General features: G+C 62.7%; 18 protein-coding genes. 15 read left to right on the top strand and 3 right to left on the bottom strand.

The window, feature by feature from the left end:
* Positions 1-4: 4 nt before the first annotated feature.
* From glmS to ABZS45_RS08255, 9 genes are all read left to right on the top strand, one after another.
* The gene (gene glmS, locus ABZS45_RS08295) at positions 5-1,876 is read left to right on the top strand and encodes a glutamine--fructose-6-phosphate transaminase (isomerizing) (RefSeq protein WP_412099424.1); all 1,872 of its coding nucleotides are present in this window, start codon (positions 5-7) and stop codon (positions 1,874-1,876) included.
* Between the two features lie 25 nt (positions 1,877-1,901).
* Positions 1,902-3,008 (top strand): alanine racemase, encoded by a 1,107-nt coding sequence (gene alr, locus ABZS45_RS08290; RefSeq protein WP_412101160.1) that lies wholly within the window; start codon positions 1,902-1,904, stop codon positions 3,006-3,008.
* Positions 2,998-3,462 carry a tRNA (adenosine(37)-N6)-threonylcarbamoyltransferase complex ATPase subunit type 1 TsaE gene (tsaE, locus tag ABZS45_RS08285; RefSeq protein WP_070745591.1) on the top strand — a complete coding sequence of 155 codons (465 nt, stop codon included), beginning with the start codon at positions 2,998-3,000 and terminating at the stop codon, positions 3,460-3,462. The genes alr and tsaE overlap by 11 nt, the downstream gene beginning before the upstream one ends.
* Before the next feature lies 1 nt (position 3,463).
* Entirely contained in the window at positions 3,464-5,056 is a 1,593-nt protein-coding gene (locus tag ABZS45_RS08280; protein WP_412099421.1) for an aspartate:alanine exchanger family transporter, read from the top strand.
* A gap of 71 nt (positions 5,057-5,127) precedes the next feature.
* Positions 5,128-5,697: a hypothetical protein gene (locus ABZS45_RS08275; RefSeq protein ID WP_412099420.1), complete on the top strand. Its 570-nt coding sequence runs from the start codon at positions 5,128-5,130 to the stop codon at positions 5,695-5,697.
* Entirely contained in the window at positions 5,697-6,389 is a 693-nt protein-coding gene (gene tsaB, locus ABZS45_RS08270; RefSeq protein ID WP_412099419.1) for a tRNA (adenosine(37)-N6)-threonylcarbamoyltransferase complex dimerization subunit type 1 TsaB, read from the top strand. The genes ABZS45_RS08275 and tsaB overlap by 1 nt, the downstream gene beginning before the upstream one ends.
* Complete coding sequence (locus tag ABZS45_RS08265) at positions 6,386-6,961, top strand: GNAT family N-acetyltransferase (RefSeq protein ID WP_412099418.1); 576 nt, start codon at positions 6,386-6,388, stop codon at positions 6,959-6,961. The genes tsaB and ABZS45_RS08265 overlap by 4 nt, the downstream gene beginning before the upstream one ends.
* Positions 6,958-8,010, top strand: a complete 1,053-nt coding sequence (tsaD, locus tag ABZS45_RS08260; protein ID WP_412099417.1) for a tRNA (adenosine(37)-N6)-threonylcarbamoyltransferase complex transferase subunit TsaD — start codon at positions 6,958-6,960, stop codon at positions 8,008-8,010. The genes ABZS45_RS08265 and tsaD overlap by 4 nt, the downstream gene beginning before the upstream one ends.
* Positions 8,011-8,177: 167 nt before the next feature.
* Positions 8,178-8,606, top strand: coding sequence for a hypothetical protein (locus ABZS45_RS08255; protein ID WP_070644421.1), 429 nt, complete (start codon positions 8,178-8,180; stop codon positions 8,604-8,606).
* 34 nt (positions 8,607-8,640) lie between these two features.
* On the opposite strand, the gene ABZS45_RS08250 is transcribed toward ABZS45_RS08255, so the two are convergent.
* Positions 8,641-9,276 carry a response regulator gene (locus ABZS45_RS08250; protein ID WP_412099416.1) on the bottom strand — a complete coding sequence of 212 codons (636 nt, stop codon included), beginning with the start codon at positions 9,274-9,276 and terminating at the stop codon, positions 8,641-8,643.
* Positions 9,273-10,403: a sensor histidine kinase gene (locus ABZS45_RS08245; RefSeq protein WP_412099415.1), complete on the bottom strand. Its 1,131-nt coding sequence runs from the start codon at positions 10,401-10,403 to the stop codon at positions 9,273-9,275. Before ABZS45_RS08245 ends, ABZS45_RS08250 begins: the two co-directional genes overlap by 4 nt.
* Before the next feature lie 112 nt (positions 10,404-10,515).
* On the opposite strand from ABZS45_RS08245, the gene ABZS45_RS08240 reads away from it, so the two are divergent.
* The 5 genes from ABZS45_RS08240 (at position 10,516) to ABZS45_RS08220 (ending at position 15,412) form a co-directional block, all read left to right on the top strand.
* Entirely contained in the window at positions 10,516-11,121 is a 606-nt protein-coding gene (locus ABZS45_RS08240; protein WP_412099414.1) for an ABC transporter ATP-binding protein, read from the top strand.
* A complete protein-coding gene (locus ABZS45_RS08235; protein WP_412099413.1) occupies positions 11,105-12,379 on the top strand; it encodes an FtsX-like permease family protein in 1,275 nt (424 codons plus the stop codon). Before ABZS45_RS08240 ends, ABZS45_RS08235 begins: the two co-directional genes overlap by 17 nt.
* 141 nt (positions 12,380-12,520) lie before the next feature.
* Positions 12,521-12,820: a co-chaperone GroES gene (groES, locus tag ABZS45_RS08230; protein ID WP_167595557.1), complete on the top strand. Its 300-nt coding sequence runs from the start codon at positions 12,521-12,523 to the stop codon at positions 12,818-12,820.
* Positions 12,821-12,838: 18 nt separating this feature from the next.
* Positions 12,839-14,455: a chaperonin GroEL gene (gene groL / locus ABZS45_RS08225; RefSeq protein WP_412099412.1), complete on the top strand. Its 1,617-nt coding sequence runs from the start codon at positions 12,839-12,841 to the stop codon at positions 14,453-14,455.
* A 9-nt stretch (positions 14,456-14,464) separates the two neighbouring features.
* Positions 14,465-15,412 carry a hypothetical protein gene (locus ABZS45_RS08220; RefSeq protein WP_412099411.1) on the top strand — a complete coding sequence of 316 codons (948 nt, stop codon included), beginning with the start codon at positions 14,465-14,467 and terminating at the stop codon, positions 15,410-15,412.
* A 41-nt stretch (positions 15,413-15,453) separates the two neighbouring features.
* Here the strand turns inward: ABZS45_RS08220 and ABZS45_RS08215 are convergent, their stop codons facing one another.
* Positions 15,454-15,753, bottom strand: coding sequence for a WhiB family transcriptional regulator (locus ABZS45_RS08215; protein ID WP_010189466.1), 300 nt, complete (start codon positions 15,751-15,753; stop codon positions 15,454-15,456).
* A gap of 396 nt (positions 15,754-16,149) precedes the next feature.
* On the opposite strand from ABZS45_RS08215, the gene ABZS45_RS08210 reads away from it, so the two are divergent.
* On the top strand, positions 16,150-16,767 hold the full coding sequence (locus ABZS45_RS08210; RefSeq protein WP_412099410.1) for a sigma-70 family RNA polymerase sigma factor: 618 nt from the start codon (positions 16,150-16,152) through the stop codon (positions 16,765-16,767).
* The last annotated feature ends 99 nt before the right edge of the window (positions 16,768-16,866 follow it).

The following is a 16,866-nucleotide window of genomic DNA, read 5'->3' as shown; positions in this document are numbered from 1 at the left end:
ACTTATGTGTGGAATCGTTGGATATGTTGGCCACAACACTGATGGCCGTGATTACTTTGCCTTGGACGTAGTACTGGAAGGACTGCGCCGTTTGGAGTACCGCGGATATGATTCCGCTGGTGTCGCTATGTACGCCGATGGTGAGATTGGCTGGCGTAAGAAGGCCGGAAAGGTCACCGCGCTTGACGCGGAGATTGAAGCCCGCCCGCTCAAAGACTCCGTCCTGGGCATCGGCCACACACGCTGGGCTACTCACGGTGGCCCGACCGATCTGAACGCCCACCCGCACGTGGTGGATGGCGGCAAGCTCGCCGTCGTGCACAACGGCATCATCGAGAACTTTGCTGAGCTTAAGAGCGAGCTGGAGGGCAAGGGACATAACTTCGTCTCCGAGACCGACACCGAGGTAGCCGCCACCCTTCTGGCAGATGTGTTCCACAACGAAGCCGGCGGTGACCTCACCAAGGCTATGCAGCTGACCGGCAAGCGTCTGGAAGGTGCGTTTACTCTCTTGGCTATTCACGCCGAGCAGGCGGATCGCATCGTGGCTGCACGCCGCGATTCGCCGCTGGTCATCGGCCTGGGTGAGGGGGAGAACTTCCTGGGTTCGGACGTCTCCGGCTTCATCGACTACACCAAGTCTGCCGTGGAGATGGACAACGACCAGGTCGTGACCATCACCGCAGATGACATCGAAATCACCGACTATGAGGGCAACCCCGCCCAGGGCAAGCCTTTCGAGATCAAGTGGGACGCTGCCGCTGCCGAGAAGGGTGGCTTCAACTCCTTCATGGAGAAGGAAATCCACGACCAGCCAGCAGCAGTGCGCGATACCCTGCTGGGCCGCCTCGACGAGACCGGCAACCTGATCCTCGATGAGATCCGCATCGAGGAATCGGTGCTCAAGTCCATCGACAAGATCATCGTCATCGCCTGCGGCACCGCCGCCTACGCCGGCCACGTCGCGCGCTACGCCATCGAGCACTGGTGTCGCATCCCGTGTGAGGTGGAGCTGGCCCACGAGTTCCGCTACCGCGATCCGATCGTCAACGAAAAAACCCTGGTCGTGGCCCTGTCCCAGTCGGGCGAGACCATGGATACCCTCATGGCCGTGCGCCACGCCCGCCAGCAGGGCGCCAAGGTGATTGCCATCTGCAACACCCAGGGTTCCTCCATCCCGCGCGAGTCCGACGCCGCCTTGTACACCCACGCCGGACCGGAGATCGCCGTGGCCTCCACCAAGGCCTTCCTGGCGCAGATCACCGCGACCTACCTGCTGGGCCTCTACCTGGCACGTCTGCGCGGCAACATGTTCTCCGATGAGGTCAACTCCGTCCTCGAGGATCTGCGTGATATGCCCGATAAGGTCCAGGCAATCATCGACAATGAGCAGCAGGTCTATGACCTGGCCAACGCTATGGAGAACGCTAAGTCGGTGCTCTTCCTGGGCCGCCACGTCGGCTTCCCCGTCGCGCTGGAGGGCGCGCTCAAGCTCAAGGAGATCGCCTACCTGCACGCTGAGGGCTTCGCCGCCGGCGAGCTCAAGCACGGCCCCATCGCGCTCATCGAGGAAGGGCAGCCGGTCTTCGTTATCGTGCCTTCCCCGCGTGGCCGTGATTCCCTGCATGCCAAGGTTGTCTCGAATATCCAGGAGATCCGCGCCCGTGGTGCTATCACCATCGTCATTGCGGAAGAAGGCGATGAAGCCGTGGAGGCCTACGCCAACCACATCATCCGCATCCCGCAGGCGCCGACGCTGATGCAACCGCTGCTGGCTACCGTTCCGCTGCAGATTTTCGCCTGCGGTGTAGCCACTGCCAAAGGCTACGACGTGGACCAGCCGCGCAACCTGGCGAAATCGGTGACCGTCGAATAGCGCTGAGCCCTCAAGTGGCACAATGGTGGGTATGTTAAAAACCACCGTTGACCTCAACGCTATTGCCCACAATGTTGCTCGCGTGAAGGAGGCGGTGGCCCCGGCCCGCCTCATGTGCGTGGTCAAGGCGGATGCCTATGGCCACGGCATCGAGCGCTGCGCACCGGTCATGGCGAAGGCGGGGGCAGACGCCTTCGGGGTGGCCACCTTGGCCGAGGCAGTCGCACTGCGGAAGGTCATCGACACCCTCCCCATCGCTGCGTGGTTGTGGGAGCCGACGGAGGACATCGCCCCGGCCCTAGCCGCTGGTATCCAGATCGGCATCCCCTCCTTGGCACACGCCCACGCACTCCTCGAGGCCGCCGATGCGCCCACCGAAGTCTTCGTGATGGTGGAGACGGGGATGCACCGATCGGGCGTCGACAAGCATGCGTGGGAGGAGACCTTCCGCCTGCTTGCCGACGCCCCCCACATCACCGTCTTAGGCCTCATGTCCCACTTCGCCTGCGCTGATGAGCCGGCGCACCCGCACAATGATCATCAGGAATCTGAGTTCCACCAGGCCCTAGCACTTGCCCGTGAGGTAGGGCTGAAGTGCCCGCTGAACCACCTGGCTAACTCGCCCGCGGCCTTGACTCGCCCCTCGGCGCGTTTTGAACAGGTGCGCGTCGGTGTGGCCCTGTACGGGCTCGAACCGGTCGCCGGGCGCGACCATGGGCTGGAACCCGCCATGACGTGGGAGGCTTCCGTCGTCGCAGTGAAGCCGATTTCGGCGGGAGAGTCCACGAGTTATGGCCTGACCTGGACCGCGGACAGCGACCGTCAACTCGCCATCGTCAGCGTGGGCTATGCCGATGGGCTGCCGCGCGCCTTTCAGGGGGCGCTGCAGGTCGGCATTGATGGTGAGCTCTACCAGCAGGTGGGGCGGGTCTGCATGGACCAGATCGTCGTCGACCTCGGCGCGAACCCTCACGGCGTGCGCGCCGGAGACACTGCCGTTATCTTTGGGCGCGGCGGTATGAGCGCCACAGAATTGGCCGAGGCAGCTGGGACCATCAACTATGAAGTGGTGTGCCGCCCCACCGGGCGCACCGAGCGTACATACCGCGAAGGAGCTAGCGATGCGCAGTGATTTTCCACACGAAGGACGCCGTGAGGCCGCCACGCCAGAGGATGCCCAGGCACTTGGTGAAGAGCTAGGCGCGGCGCTGGAAGCAGGGGACCTCGTTATCCTCGACGGCCCCTTAGGCGCCGGGAAAACCACCTTTACGCAGGGCATTGCCCGCGGTATGCAGGTGAAGGGACGGGTGACCTCACCGACCTTCGTCATCGCGCGCGAACACCCTTCCCGCGTGGGCGGGCCGACGTTGGTGCACGTGGATGCCTACCGCCTCCTCGACCATTCTGAGGATCCGTTGGGGGAGCTGGACAGTCTAGACTTGGACACCGAAATAGAGGATGCTGTCGTCGTCGCCGAGTGGGGCGGGGGCTTCATGGAGCGGCTTTCTGACGCGTACCTCGCTGTGAGAATCAACCGCGACTCAGATGATGACGTCCGCGTATTTACATGGAAATGGGTGAATTAACGTGCTGGCTTTTCTTGCTGAACAGCCCTTGCTGACGCTCTTTCTCATCATGGCGGTGGGACTAGCCGTGGGCAAGATCAATGTCTTCGGCATCTCGCTCGGCGCCGCCGCCGCGATGTTCGTGGCCTTGGGCTTGTCCGCGGCGAACCCGGATATCGTGGTCCCCGCCTTTGTCTATCAGTTTGGTCTGGCCATCTTTGTTTACGTCATCGGCCTGAACTTCGGCCGCAGCTTCTTCGAAGATTTCCGCCGGCGCGGCTGGAAGATGTCCATGGTTGTCATTGCCTTCTTCTTCGTGTTGGCGGGGCTGACAACCCTGGCGATGCGCATGTTTGATCTGGACCCCGCGATCAGCGTGGGTACCCTTGCAGGTTCGCTGAGCTCGACGCCCGGTATGGCCGCGGTTGTCGAGGCCCTGGGCGGCGATAGTACTCCGGTGGTGGGCTATTCGCTGGCCTACCCCGGCTGCATTATCGGCACCATTTTGGTGGCCGCGATCGGTGCGAAGGTCCTGCGTGTGAACCACGTTGAGGACGCCCGTGCCGAGGGCATGATTGCGGAGCCGTTGGAGTGGCGGGCGGTGCGCCTGACCCGCGACTTTGACGCAACGGTAGGTCAGCTGCAGGAGGTGACTGGCGAGCGCGTCATCGCTACCCGCCACGTGAACAATCCACACAACCACAACCTGGCCTACCCGGAGCTGCCGCTGCGCGCCGGCATGGAGCTTTTGCTCAACGGCACGGCCCCAGCGCTGGATAGCGCGATTTCCCAATTGGGTGAGGAGATCCACCTCAACCTCCACGAGGAGGATGGCCTGGTCTACCGCCGCCTGACTGTGTCCAGCCCACGTGTTGCGGGCTATCAGCTCAAGGACTTGGACACTGTGAAGGAAGGCTTCCTCATCGCGCGCGTGCGCCGCGGTGACTCGGACGTTGTACCGAACGAGGAAACCGTCCTGCACTACTCGGACCGCGTGCGCGTCATCACCGCGCCGGGCCGGCTTGACGACGTCCGCCGTTTCCTCGGCGACTCCGAAGCCAAACTCGGCAACGTCGATCTCTTCCCCTTTGCCCTCGGTCTCTTCATTGGTCTGCTCTTCGGCGCTATCCCGATTCCGTTGCCGGGGGGCACGACGCTCTCCTTCGGTTTCGGTGGCGGACCCATCGTCGTCGGCCTCATCCTGGGCGCGCTGGGCCGCTCGGGCCCGATTAACTGGCAGCTTCCTTTCCACGCCAAGCAGACAATCTCCACGCTGGGATTGACCTTGTTCCTGGCGGGCGTGGGTACGTCGGCAGGCGGCCAGTTCCGTGATGCCTTGTCGGATCCGACCTCCCTGAAGTACATAGGCGTGGGCATTGTGCTGTCGCTGGTCTCCGCCATCGGCATCGTCGCGGTATCCATGCTGGTGCTGCGCCTGAAGTTTGATGAGTCGATGGGTATCGCTGCCGGCATGACCACGAACCCGGCAATCATGGCCTACCTCAACCCGCAAACCGGTACTCAGCTGGCTGAACGCGGCTATGCCACCGTGTATCCCACGACAATGATTGGCAAGATTCTCATGTGCCAGGTCTTGGCCTTGATTATCGTTTGATAGTCGTCGCGTAGGATGTCCCCGTACTGTTTATTCCCGCTATCCCCGCGTGAGGAGCTAACACCACCTTTATGAACAAGCTTGGTCAATTCATCACCACTGTCGTTATCGGCGGCTTCGCCGTATTCCTTGCCGCCCTCATCGTGCTGCCGATGGTCCGGACCGCAGATGCGGAGCCGAAGGAGCCGTCAACCGTTGCTCAGTCCTTGAGCGCCTACCCGAAGAATCTGGACTTCGCTGTGTTCATCCCGCAGGATGTGTACGGCCAGGAGTGGGGCGCAATCGCCGCTGTTTGCCCGGGCGCTACTGAGGAGCAGCTCAAGAAGGGCGGCGTCGAGACGAAAAACCTCAATATCGACTTCGCTGATGGAGCCGTGCCTGATGACGTGAACTACATCCTGCTGGCTTCGCAGAACAATGAATTCAAGGCGGAGAAGCTGCCGCGCTCGAAGGTGGACCTGTGTGATGGTCTGCTGCAGCAGTTGAAGTCGCCGGAAGCTGCCAGCCAAGACATCCCGCCGCTCCTGCCGTTCCAGCAGGGCCAGCCGCTGCAGTTTATGCGTGATACTCAGGAATACGCAGAGAAGATGGGGAAGAACAACCCCGACTACGTCGATACCGACTGGCACCTCGCAGGCTAATGAAGGTTCTCGCACTCGATACCGCCACCACGGATCTGGTTACGGGCATCGTTGATACCGACACTGGGGAGAGCATCGACCGCGTTATCAGCGGTACGCGCGCCCACAACGAGCAGCTCATCCCTACCACCGAAGAGCTGCTTGCCGACGCCTCCCTGACCTACCCAGATCTCTCCGCCATCGTCGTGGGCACGGGGCCCGGGCCGTTTACCGGTCTGCGTGTGGGCATGGCCACCGCTTCCGCCCTGGGAGTGGCCCTTGACCTGCCGGTACATGGTGTGTGCACTCTGGACGCCATCGCGCACGGCCGCGCGGGGGAGTGGTTGGTGGCCATCGACGCCCGCCGCAAAGAGGTCTACTGGGCCACCTTTGCCGATGGGGAGCGTCGCAGCGGCCCAAACGTATCGAAGCCGGAAACCCTTGATCTGAGCGCCGCCGGACTCGCGAGCCCGGAAAGCGTGCGCCTAGTGTTCCCCGAGTCTATTGCCCCGCGTTTGCCGGAGGGCATCGCTGACCTTCCCCGTGAGTGGGCTACCCCGCGCGCAGCGGGTTTGGTTGCCTGCGCCGATCTGTCCGCTGAACCTGAGCCGCTTGTCCCGCTCTACCTTCGCCGTCCCGATGCCGTGGAACCACAGGCCAAGCCGCGCTCGGCTGCCTTGGTCGGCGGCATCGAGGGGACAGCGGCATCATGAGGCTGCGTCCGCTCGTGCTTGACGACGCACCCCGCTGCGCCGAGCTGGAAAAAGTACTCTTCCCCGGGGAAACTCCCTGGCCGTCGCGTGCCTTCGAGCAGGAAATCGCGGCGGGGCACACCACCTACTGGGCGGTTGACATGAATGTCAACCGCGTAGACCACAACGACAACCGCGTAGACCACAACGACAACCGCGTAGACCACAACGACAACCGCGTGGGCCACAACGACAACCGCGTGGGCCACAACGACAAGCGCGGTGAGCTTTTCGGTTACGCCGGTGTGGGACGGATGGGGCCCGCGGCGTGGCCGGAATACGAAATTCGCACCATCGGCGTCGACCCCGCGGCCCAACGGCAGGGCATCGCGCGGATGATGATGGATGCCATCGTCGAACTCGCCGACAGCCACGACGCACCTATCTTCCTCGAAGTCCGCGTAGGTAACGATCCCGCCATCCGCCTCTATGAGGCCTATGATTTTGTCATCAATGGCCTGCGCCGCAACTACTACCAGCCCTCCGGCGCGGACGCCCACACCATGTACCGACCACGAAAGAGTGAGAGATGATAATCCTCGGCATCGAGTCCTCCTGCGACGAAACCGGAGTGGGCATCATCGAGCTATCGGATGACGGCCACATGGAGATCCTCGCCAACGTCGTCGCCTCCTCCATGGAGCAGCACGCCCGCTTCGGCGGCGTGGTTCCGGAGATCGCCTCCCGTGCCCACCTTGAGGCCATGCCGCAGGTGATGAAAGCGGCGCTGGAGGAGGCGGGCGTCGACAAGCCAGATGCGGTGGCCGCCACCGTGGGGCCGGGCCTTGCCGGCGCGCTCCTCGTGGGCGCTTCTGCAGCCAAAGCTTTTGCTTCCGCGTGGGGCGTTCCCTTCTACGGCGTGAACCACTTGGGCGGGCACGTGGCGGTGGCGAACCTGGAGGGCGAGGAGCTACCGCACTCGGTGGCCCTGCTCGTCTCCGGCGGCCACACGCAGCTGCTCGAGGTGGAAGCCGTGGGCAAACCCATGAAGGAGTTGGGCACCACGCTTGACGACGCCGCCGGCGAAGCCTACGACAAAGTCTCTCGCCTGCTGGGCTTGGGGTATCCGGGAGGGCCGGTCATCGATAAGCTGGCTGCCCAAGGAAAGCCCACCATCGACCTGCCGCGGGGGTTGTCCAAGGCTGAGGACCTGCGCGGACCCAACCGCCACAACTTCTCCTTCTCTGGGCTCAAGACCGCGGTGGCGCGCCACGTGGAAAAAGCTGAGCGCGAGGGCACGACGGTTCAGGTTGAGGACCTGTGCGCTTCCTTCCAGGAAGCGGTGGCTGATGTTCTGACTGCCAAAGCCGTGCGCGCCTGCCAGGACACAGGCGCCAAGGTGCTGCTGCTCGGCGGCGGAGTGGCAGCGAATTCGCGGCTGCGCGCACTGGCGGCAAAGCGCTGCGAGTCTGCGGGCATTGAATTGCGTGTGCCGCGCTTCAAGCTATGCACCGACAACGGCGTGATGATTGCGGCGGTGGCCGCCCAGCTCATTCACGAAGGCGCCGAGCCTTCCGGCCTGGCATGCGGGACGGATACGCAACTTGAGGTGGAAGTTCCCCTCGTCGCCGCCGCGCGCTAGCAGATTCGTACCGCGCTCTGTGTCGTCGAGATTGAGGACGCCGGTCACGGCCGCGCTCTAGCGGATGCGTACTTGGGGGTGCGCTCTAGCGGATGCGCAACCCCCAGGGTGCCGGTAGTGTGATGACCGATAATCGTCCGGCTCACACACAAGGAGCTCACACCGTTATGACCACTGGATTCCTCGTTAACCCCGATCTGTCCCGCCGCATCATCGAGTTTGAACTCGAACAGGCAAATCAATTCCTCGGTGGTACCACTGAGGATCGCGTTTCCGTGGCCTTCCAGGATGATGGCCAGACCTACGCGGCGTTGTTTAACCCGAACGCGAAGGCTGACGACGCCGACCCGAACCCGGTGGCCTCCTTGGCCCGCAACGCAGCGGCTACCGGCAACTCCGCTTTCCTGCAGGACCCAATCCGCTCCATCTGCGGACCGGTCATCTTTGTCGCTGCCGACGGTGACGATAAGAACATCGACGAAGTCGTCGAAGCCGTGGAGCACGGCATCCGCGCGGTGAAGAACTACCGCGAGGACAACCCGGAGGAGTACAACCTCTGGCGCGCGGCCGTCATCAACTCTGATAGGCAGGTCTAATTCCAGCCTTTGTTTGTAGGGCCTGAGCGCTTTTCTAGCGCTCGGTGTGCCGCAGCCATGTCAATACGGCCTTCACCCGTCGGTTGGAGTCCTCGGGTCGAAACCCGAGCTTTATAAATACATTGGAGACGTGCTTGCTTACTGCTCCGGAGGTAAGGACGAGCGTGTCCTCAATGTCTTTATTGCTCAATCCTTGGGCCATAAGCCCCAGTACCTCCCGCTCGCGAGCGGTGAGCCGGGCTAAACCAGTGTGCCTTGCGGAAAGCAGCGCCGTGACCACCTCTGGGTCCACCACGGTGCCGCCGCGGGCGACATCGTTAAGCGTGCGCACGAATTCTTCAACATCAGAAACGCGCTCCTTGAGTAGGTACCCGAATCCGCCGTGCTCCAGGAGGCGGTCGAGATAGCTTGCCGCTACGTATTGGCTGAGCACCACTACGGGTTGGGCGGGGTTGGCTGCCCGCAGATCATGCACGGCTTGAAGCCCGTCATCGGTCATCGTGGGCGGCATGCGCACATCGCTGATAATGAGGTCGAAGTCTTCCTGCCCTGCGATGGCGCGCAGTGCTTCGGCATCTGTGACTGCCGTGACGCTATGGCCTAACGCACTGAGTAGTTGCTCCAACCCCGCGCGCAGGAGCGCGGAATCTTCTGCGAGTAATAGCTTCATTTCGCCTCCTTCAGCGGTAGTTTGACCAGCAGCTGGCCGCCGTCTTCACGCGTCGCATTGGCGCTAGCAGCATCAAAGGTCACCGTGCCGCCGAGTGCAGCAGCACGCTCGCGCAGCCCGGCGAGGCCCGTGCCCGAACCCACAGCTGCACTCTCACCGTCCGGCTCTTTGTCCGTGGGTCCCGTGCCATTATCTACGATTTCTAGGCGCAGCATATCCCTAAAAGCGACCGTTACCGCGGCTTCGGTGGCTGCACCGTGCTTAGAGGCGTTTGTGAGCGCCTCGGCGACTGCATGGTAGGCCAGCAGCGCTGTGGTCTCGTCAATCGAGCTCTCAGCGCCCTCTACGCGAAGTGTGGTCTCAAGCCCGGAATGGGCGAGTAACTCGTCGAGGGCGGGGATAAGTCCGTCATCGAAAAGCACCTGCGGCGCAATGCCACGCACTGTCGCCCGCAATGAAGCCAGGGCCAAAGAGGCATTATGTTCTGCGTCCGTCAAGGCCTGCTGTGCTTGGGGCGGGGCTTGTAGTTTTGCTGCGGCTAAGTTGAGCTTGAGCGCGGTGAGGTACTGCTGCGGGCCATCGTGCAGTTCGCGTTCGATGCGGCGGCGCTCGCCGGAGAAGGCATCAATGAGTGTGGTACGCGAGGCTGCCAATTCCTCAGCCGAAGGACTCAATGCCAGCCGCGTTAGCGTGGTCGACGCCAAGACCAAGAGGCGGTTGAGGCCTACCAATAGAGCCACCAGCACTGCCGCAGCCAGCCAGCAGGTGAAGAAAATCAGCGGACGGTTGGAGGTGGACCACTCGCCAACGGAGAACTCAGCCTTAGGTACGAATGGCGCTATCACTAGCACACCCGCTGTGAAACCCAGGGCCGTCCACGCGGTAAAACACGCAGCTGAAATCAATAACTGCAACACGAGGTGATAGAACTGCTGCCAATCAAACCATCGATCTGCGCGCCGGGGTGGAATTTCCACGCCCATCCACTGTGCGCCCATCCGGCCGACAAACTCCGCGGCGCGACCCACCAACGGGATCCACGGCAGCATCAACACCGAAATCACCAAGGTTGGGATACACAGCACGCCGAGGAGGAGGCTCCACGCACAGGCTTTGAGGGTTCGCATAGTCTTCGACCCTATCCGCCATGCCGGTGGAAGGGCAGTGGAGCTAGCTCCACCATTTTCCGGGTAGCCCGCCCCATGTCATTGCTTTGCGTGGCCGAGTGGAATCAGAGGCATGTTAAAAGCAGAAAACCTCAGTAAGCGCTACGGCCGCCGCACCGTGCTCAATCGCGTCAGTATGTCCATCGCCCCAGGCGAATTCGTGGCCATCATGGGGCCGTCCGGAAGCGGCAAAACCACGCTCTTGAACCTGCTATCCGGGCTAGATAAGCCCACGTCCGGCCGAGTCAACGCGCCGGGGCGCAAGCAGCGTGCATTTGTATTCCAGGACTACAACCTGCTGGAATCCCTCAATGCGCAACGCAATGCTACCTTGACGGCGCGTTTTTCCGGACGGCGCCCTACACGCGGCCGGGTGGCAGAGGTCTTCGACTCACTCGGTCTCGCTGGATTGGAGAGTCGCCTGCCCGCGCAGCTGTCTGGTGGGCAGCAGCAACGCGTGGCCGTCGCCCGGGCATTGCTGGCCCAAGCGCCCTATATCTTCGCTGACGAGCCTACGGGCGCGCTTGACGACGCCACCGCTTCCACCGTCCTATCCCACCTTCGCGCCGTCGCCCGCGATGGAGCCAGCGTGATCATGGTGACTCACTCGCACCTTGCCGCCGAGGCGGCCGACCGGGTCATTTCCTTGGAGGAGGCGGCCCATGTTGGTGTGGCTTAAGGACTTACAGTCCAATTGGCTATCGTGGCTGGCCGTAGCGTTGACCTTGGTGGTGTCTTCCACCTCGTGCACCCTAGCGCTAGCCATGCTGGTCGGTTCCTCCGGAGCCGAAGAAAACCCCGCTGGGCCTCTGGGCGGCACGGTGCTGGCAATGTCACTGTGCGTGGTGGTGCTGGTGACGCTGTCTCAGATGCGCCTTATTATCGCCGAGCGTGAACCGGTCTATCGTTCTTGGCGCATGGTGGGCATGCCGAGATGGATGATCCTGTTTTTCATTCTGGGCCAAGTCGCGGTGGTCAGCGCGGCCGCCGGATTACTCGGTGTGCTGCCGGCCCGTCCACTGCTCGCACCGTGTGTGCGTGCCCTGCGCAGTGACGGCATCCCCATGCCAGATATTGCCATAACCGGCCAGGTTGTTGTCATTGCGGTAGCCGTCTGCATGTCCGCGGCCCTAGTTGGCGCGCTCCCTCCACTGCGCCGAGTCTTTCGCCCGCGCGCCACCGCACACCCGGTGTGGCTCATGGTGAAATTCCTGCTCGCATCCGCGGCCATCGGCGGCACGGTTTACGGGTGCCTGCACATCGATGACCCCGGCGACCTCCTGTCGGCCGAGATGGGCTTGGTCATCCTCGTCGCGCTCTTCTTACCCTGGCTTATGCCTGTTCTGGATCAATGGACCCGCGCGGCCGGCGTCGCTGGGGCTAATGTGCGCGTGCGCCGGTCCTTTTCCACCCCGCACATCGTGCCGTGGGTGCTCGTCGGTGGCTTTATCGTCGCCGTCGGCTCGGGCCTGCGCTTTGGGAACGACGCAGGCGCCGGCGGCACCTTGTCCTCCTGGCAAGTCTTCATCGCCCTTTTAGGGCCTGTCTTTGCCCCTAGCATCGTGGGCGCCGTGCTTACCTCGCTGCTGATGCACGGCCGCATCGCAGCCGATATTCGTGGCCTTACCTTGGCAGGTGCTGCCCCTCTGGCTTGGATGCGTGTGCAAGTAGGGGAGGCGGCTTGCCTCGCCTTGACTGCGGCTGGCGTGGTCTGTGCACTGTGCTTGGCGACGCTCCTCCCACTCCACCACCTCCTTACCCCACAAGAAGCACTCGGTCGGACAATCCTGGAGGAGCTATGGTGGCCGTCCTACGCCGTAATTTTCGGCGCAATGTTTATCGCCCTGGGCGTCGTCAAGCTGGCGCTGGCCGGCTTTGTGCACACACGAGCGGCGTCGTTCGCGGAGGGCGAACGACTTAGCGGCCCACAACGTTGAGGGCTAGCAGTCGCGAGGGTAGAGTGCTAGGCAGGTTGTTTTGACCCACAGTTGTTCACCCGCGACGACGGCTGTGCTGGGCTACCCACAACCGGCACACGCGCGTCCACGTGGACGTGCACTAGGAACACTTTGGAGGAAATCATCATGGCAAACATCAAGCCGCTGGAGGACAAGGTCCTCGTCCAGATCGTTGAAGCTGAGACCACCACCGCGTCCGGTCTGGTTATCCCGGACTCCGCGAAGGAGAAGCCGCAAGAGGCCACCGTCGTAGCCGTCGGCCCGGGCCGCACCAACGACAAGGGCGAGGTCGTCCCGGTTGGCGTCAACGAGGGTGACACCGTCATCTTCTCCAAGTACGGCGGCACCGAGCTGAAGTACGACGGCCAGGAGTACCTCCTGCTGTCCGCTCGCGACCTGCTCGCTGTCATCGAGAAGTAAAAGTAGGCGATTAACCCTATGCCAAAGCTGATTGCATTTGACCAGGAGGCCCGCGAGGGCATCCAGCGCGGTGTAGACACGCTGGCCGACGCCGTCAAGGTCACCCTCGGCCCCCGCGGCCGCAACGTCGTGCTGTCTAAGGCCTTCGGTGGCCCGACCGTCACCAACGACGGCGTCACCATCGCCCGCGACATTGATCTCGACGCTCCTTTTGAGAACCTCGGCGCCCAGCTGGTGAAGTCCGTGGCCGTCAAGACCAACGACATTGCCGGTGACGGCACCACCACCGCCACCTTGCTGGCCCAGGCACTCGTCTTTGAGGGCCTGCGCAACGTTGCCGCTGGTGCTAACCCGGTGGAGCTCAACAAGGGCATTGCCGCGGCCGCTGAGAAGGTCGTCGAAGAGCTCAAGAAGCGCGCCACCCCGGTGAATTCTTCCTCGGAGATCTCCCAGGTTGCTACCGTGTCCTCCCGCGACGCGGAGGTTGGTGAGATGGTTGCCGGTGCGATGGACAAGGTGGGCAAGGACGGCGTCGTGACCGTCGAGGAGTCCCAGACCATCGAGTCCACCGTGGACGTGACCGAGGGCATTTCCTTCGACAAGGGCTACCTCTCCCCGTACTTTGCGACGGAAGAGGAGACCTACAACGCCGTGCTTGACGACGCCGCAATTCTCCTCGTCCGCAACAAGATCTCCTCCCTGCCGGACTTCCTGCCGCTGCTGGAGAAGATCGCGGAGTCCTCGCGCCCGACGCTGATTATCGCTGAGGACATCGAGGGCGAGCCGCTGCAGGCGCTCGTCGTTAACTCCATCCGTAAGGTCCTCAAGGTCGCCGCCGTGAAGTCCCCGTACTTCGGCGAGCGCCGCAAGGGCTTCATGGATGACCTGGCTGTTGTCACCGGTGCTACGGTCGTCGACCCGGAGGTTGGCATCAACCTCAAGGAGGTTGGCCCCGAGGTTCTCGGTTCCGCACGTCGCGTCACTGTGTCCAAGGAGGACACCGTGATCGTGGATGGTGCAGGTACTGCTGAGGCCGTCGAGGAGCGCCGCGAGCAGCTGCGCCGCGAGATCGAGCGCACCGATTCCACCTGGGATAAGGAGAAGCTCGAGGAGCGCCTGGCCAAGCTGTCTGGCGGTGTTGCCGTCATCCGCGTCGGCGCCGCTACCGAGACCGAGGTCAACGAGCGCAAGCTGCGCGTCGAGGATGCCATCAACGCCGCCCGCGCGGCCGTTGAGGAAGGCGTTATCGCCGGCGGCGGCTCCGCACTGGTTCAGATCTCCCAGGAGCTTGAGGCTTTCGCCGAAGGCTTCGAGGGCGAGGCCAAGGTTGGCGTGCTGGCTGTCGGCCGCGCGCTGACCCGCCCGGCCTACTGGATCGCTGAGAACGCCGGCCTGGATGGTTCCGTCGTCGTCGCCCGCGTTGCGGAGCAGGCCAACGGTGAAGGTTTCAACGCCGCCACCCTGGAGTATGGCAACCTGCTGGAGCAGGGCATCATCGACCCGGTAAAGGTCACCCACTCCGCCGTGGTTAACGCCGCCTCCGTGGCCCGCATGGTGCTCACCACCGAGGCTTCCGTCGTGGAGAAACCCACCGAGGAAGAGCCGGCTCAGGCCGGCCACGCGCACGCGCACTAGCAAGTGCGCGTGGGAAGCAGGAGCTTCCCACATAGCCATAAGGAATTCCCGCGTAGCCGCAAGGAAGGCCCGTCGCCCGCATCCCTCGCGGGGCGGCGGGCCTTCGCCGTGTCTGGGGCGGGGGAGCCCTTGCCCCTCAACGACGGCGCCATCATTTACCCCGGCATGAAGGTCGGCTCGTGGATGTGGCGCGCCTACGCCGAGTCCGGGCTGTATCCGGCCGACGTGCCGGTCCAGGACTTCATCGAGGAGCAGAAGCGTGATCTCTATGAGGTCGGGACCAAGGTCAAGGTCGGCGGCGTCAACATGAGTTACATGGGGCTGGTTACGCGCCTGAAGACGAACGTGTTGAGTAGTCCCTACAGGCACATGCTTGCCTTTGTCCAGCACGCAGTGGTCTTTGTAGATTGCCCGGAGTGCCACGGCACGTGCTTGGCGCAGCACGCGCGCGAGTCCTACTTCAATGGCGTCTCCATCGCGGACGTCTGCGACATGGAGCTTGCCGACGCCGCCGCATGGCTCCGCACCATCAACTCACCCCTTGCCGTGGCCCCGCTACGCGGGTTGGAGGCGGCCCTGGATTTGGGGTTGGGCTACCTGACTTTGGGGCAGCCGCTCTCGACGCTCTCCGGCGGCGAGCGCCAGCGGCTGAAGCTGGCGGTGCGGTTGTGCGACCGGAAGGCGACTGCGGACATCATCGTGCTCGATGAGCCCACCGTGGGTCTGCATCACAAAGACATCGACACCTTGCTGCGTCTTTTTGACACGCTTGTCGACGCCCACCTAACCCTCATCTGCGTCGAACACCACCGCGCCGTCCTGGCGCACGCCGATCACATCATTGATCTCGGTCCTGGCGCGGGCTCAGCCGGTGGCGAGGTTGTGGCGGCCTGCTCGCCGCGCGAGTTCTTAGAAACGGACACGCTGACCGCCCGCTACCTAACGCAGGCCCTGTAAAACCGGTTGACGCTAGGGGAGCGGGAGGAAGAAGGAGCGGACTAGGCGCCGACGGTCGCGTGGGTGCGGCGCGAGCGCAAGGCAACGACGCGCTCGGATTCGCTCATGCCGCCCCATACGCCATAGGGCTCGCCGGATGCGAGGGCGTGTTCGCGGCACATCTCGATGACCGGGCAGGTGTGGCAAATGGCCTTGGCGCGGTTCTCGCGCTGGGCGCGGGCACGACCGCGCTCGCCGTCTGGGTGGTAGAACACGTCAGAGTTTTCCCCACGGCATGCGCCGTGTAGCTGCCAATCCCAAAAGTCCGTATTGGGCCCGGGGAGCAGGAAAGGCTGAGACACGTTCGATTCTCCTTATTCGTCAAAGATAGAGTGCCCGAGCACAGGGCGTGCTGTAAGCGCGACCCAACGCGGGGTGATAGTCCCGTGAGAGCTAGGGCGAAGTAAGACGAGATCGAAGTGTGTCTTCCCTTGGTAAACGGAGTGTTAAGCATTGCTGACATGCAGGTGTAACTAGCCGAAAAGCCATACTTTTACCCGGTGTGACCTGCATTTAAGGTTAAGATGAACGATGAATGAACTTTTTCATCGCAGCTCAAAGGCTGGGGAATGGACCCGTCGTTTCGGGTTTCGCCAAAAGGTTATGACATGATGTTCATGCAGAATATGTAGTAATGAATTAAACGCATTCATTAAGAAAAGACTTTAGGCAGAAGAGCACAAAGCAGAAGAGCAAGGATGGCAGTGGCTACACATGCTACAGGCGCAGGCGGCTCCTCCACAGCGGCGAAGCGCGACAGCGATAAGGAACTAGCGGATCTCGTTCCGCTAGCCGTCGACGGTAGCCGCCGTGCCCTGCAGCGCATCATGCGCATCATTCACCCGCAGGTCCTGCGCTATTGCCGCGCACGCATTGGCGGCCACCGCCAGCCCACGGCGGAGGATGTGGCACAAGAGATCTGCTTGGCGGTGGCGACGTCGATTGGCACGTACAAGGACAAGGGCCGCCCGTTTATGGCCTATGTGTATGGCATCGCTGCCCACAAGGTGACTGACGCTCACCGCGCCCTCAGTCGCGACCACACACACCCGACGGAAGACCTTCCGGAAGACGCTGCTCAGGACGCTACCCCCGAAGAATCAGCCCTTGAAGTAGACGGTAGTAACAGAGTGCGGGCAATGCTCGATACGTTAAGTGACAAGGCCCGGGACATTATCATCTTGCGTGTGTTCGTGGGGCTGTCGGCAGAGGAGACCGCGGAAATTGTGGAGTCGACCCCTGGCGCAGTCCGCGTGGCGCAACATCGTGCACTTGCGCAATTGCGCAAATCCCTCGATTCGCACGAGACGCCGTGAACCAGCAGCGTGAACCAGTAGTTGGGCTAGCCCCAGAGCTAGCAGTGAGCCATCGGTACTTGGCACCGACAAATTTAAAATTTTTCTAATAAGGAAGGG

This window comes from Corynebacterium aurimucosum, from assembly GCF_046895345.1.
Lineage (GTDB): Bacteria > Actinomycetota > Actinomycetes > Mycobacteriales > Mycobacteriaceae > Corynebacterium > Corynebacterium aurimucosum_G.
The sequence above is the reverse complement of the archived record's forward strand: the minus strand, read 5'-3'. Positions and strand labels throughout refer to the sequence as shown.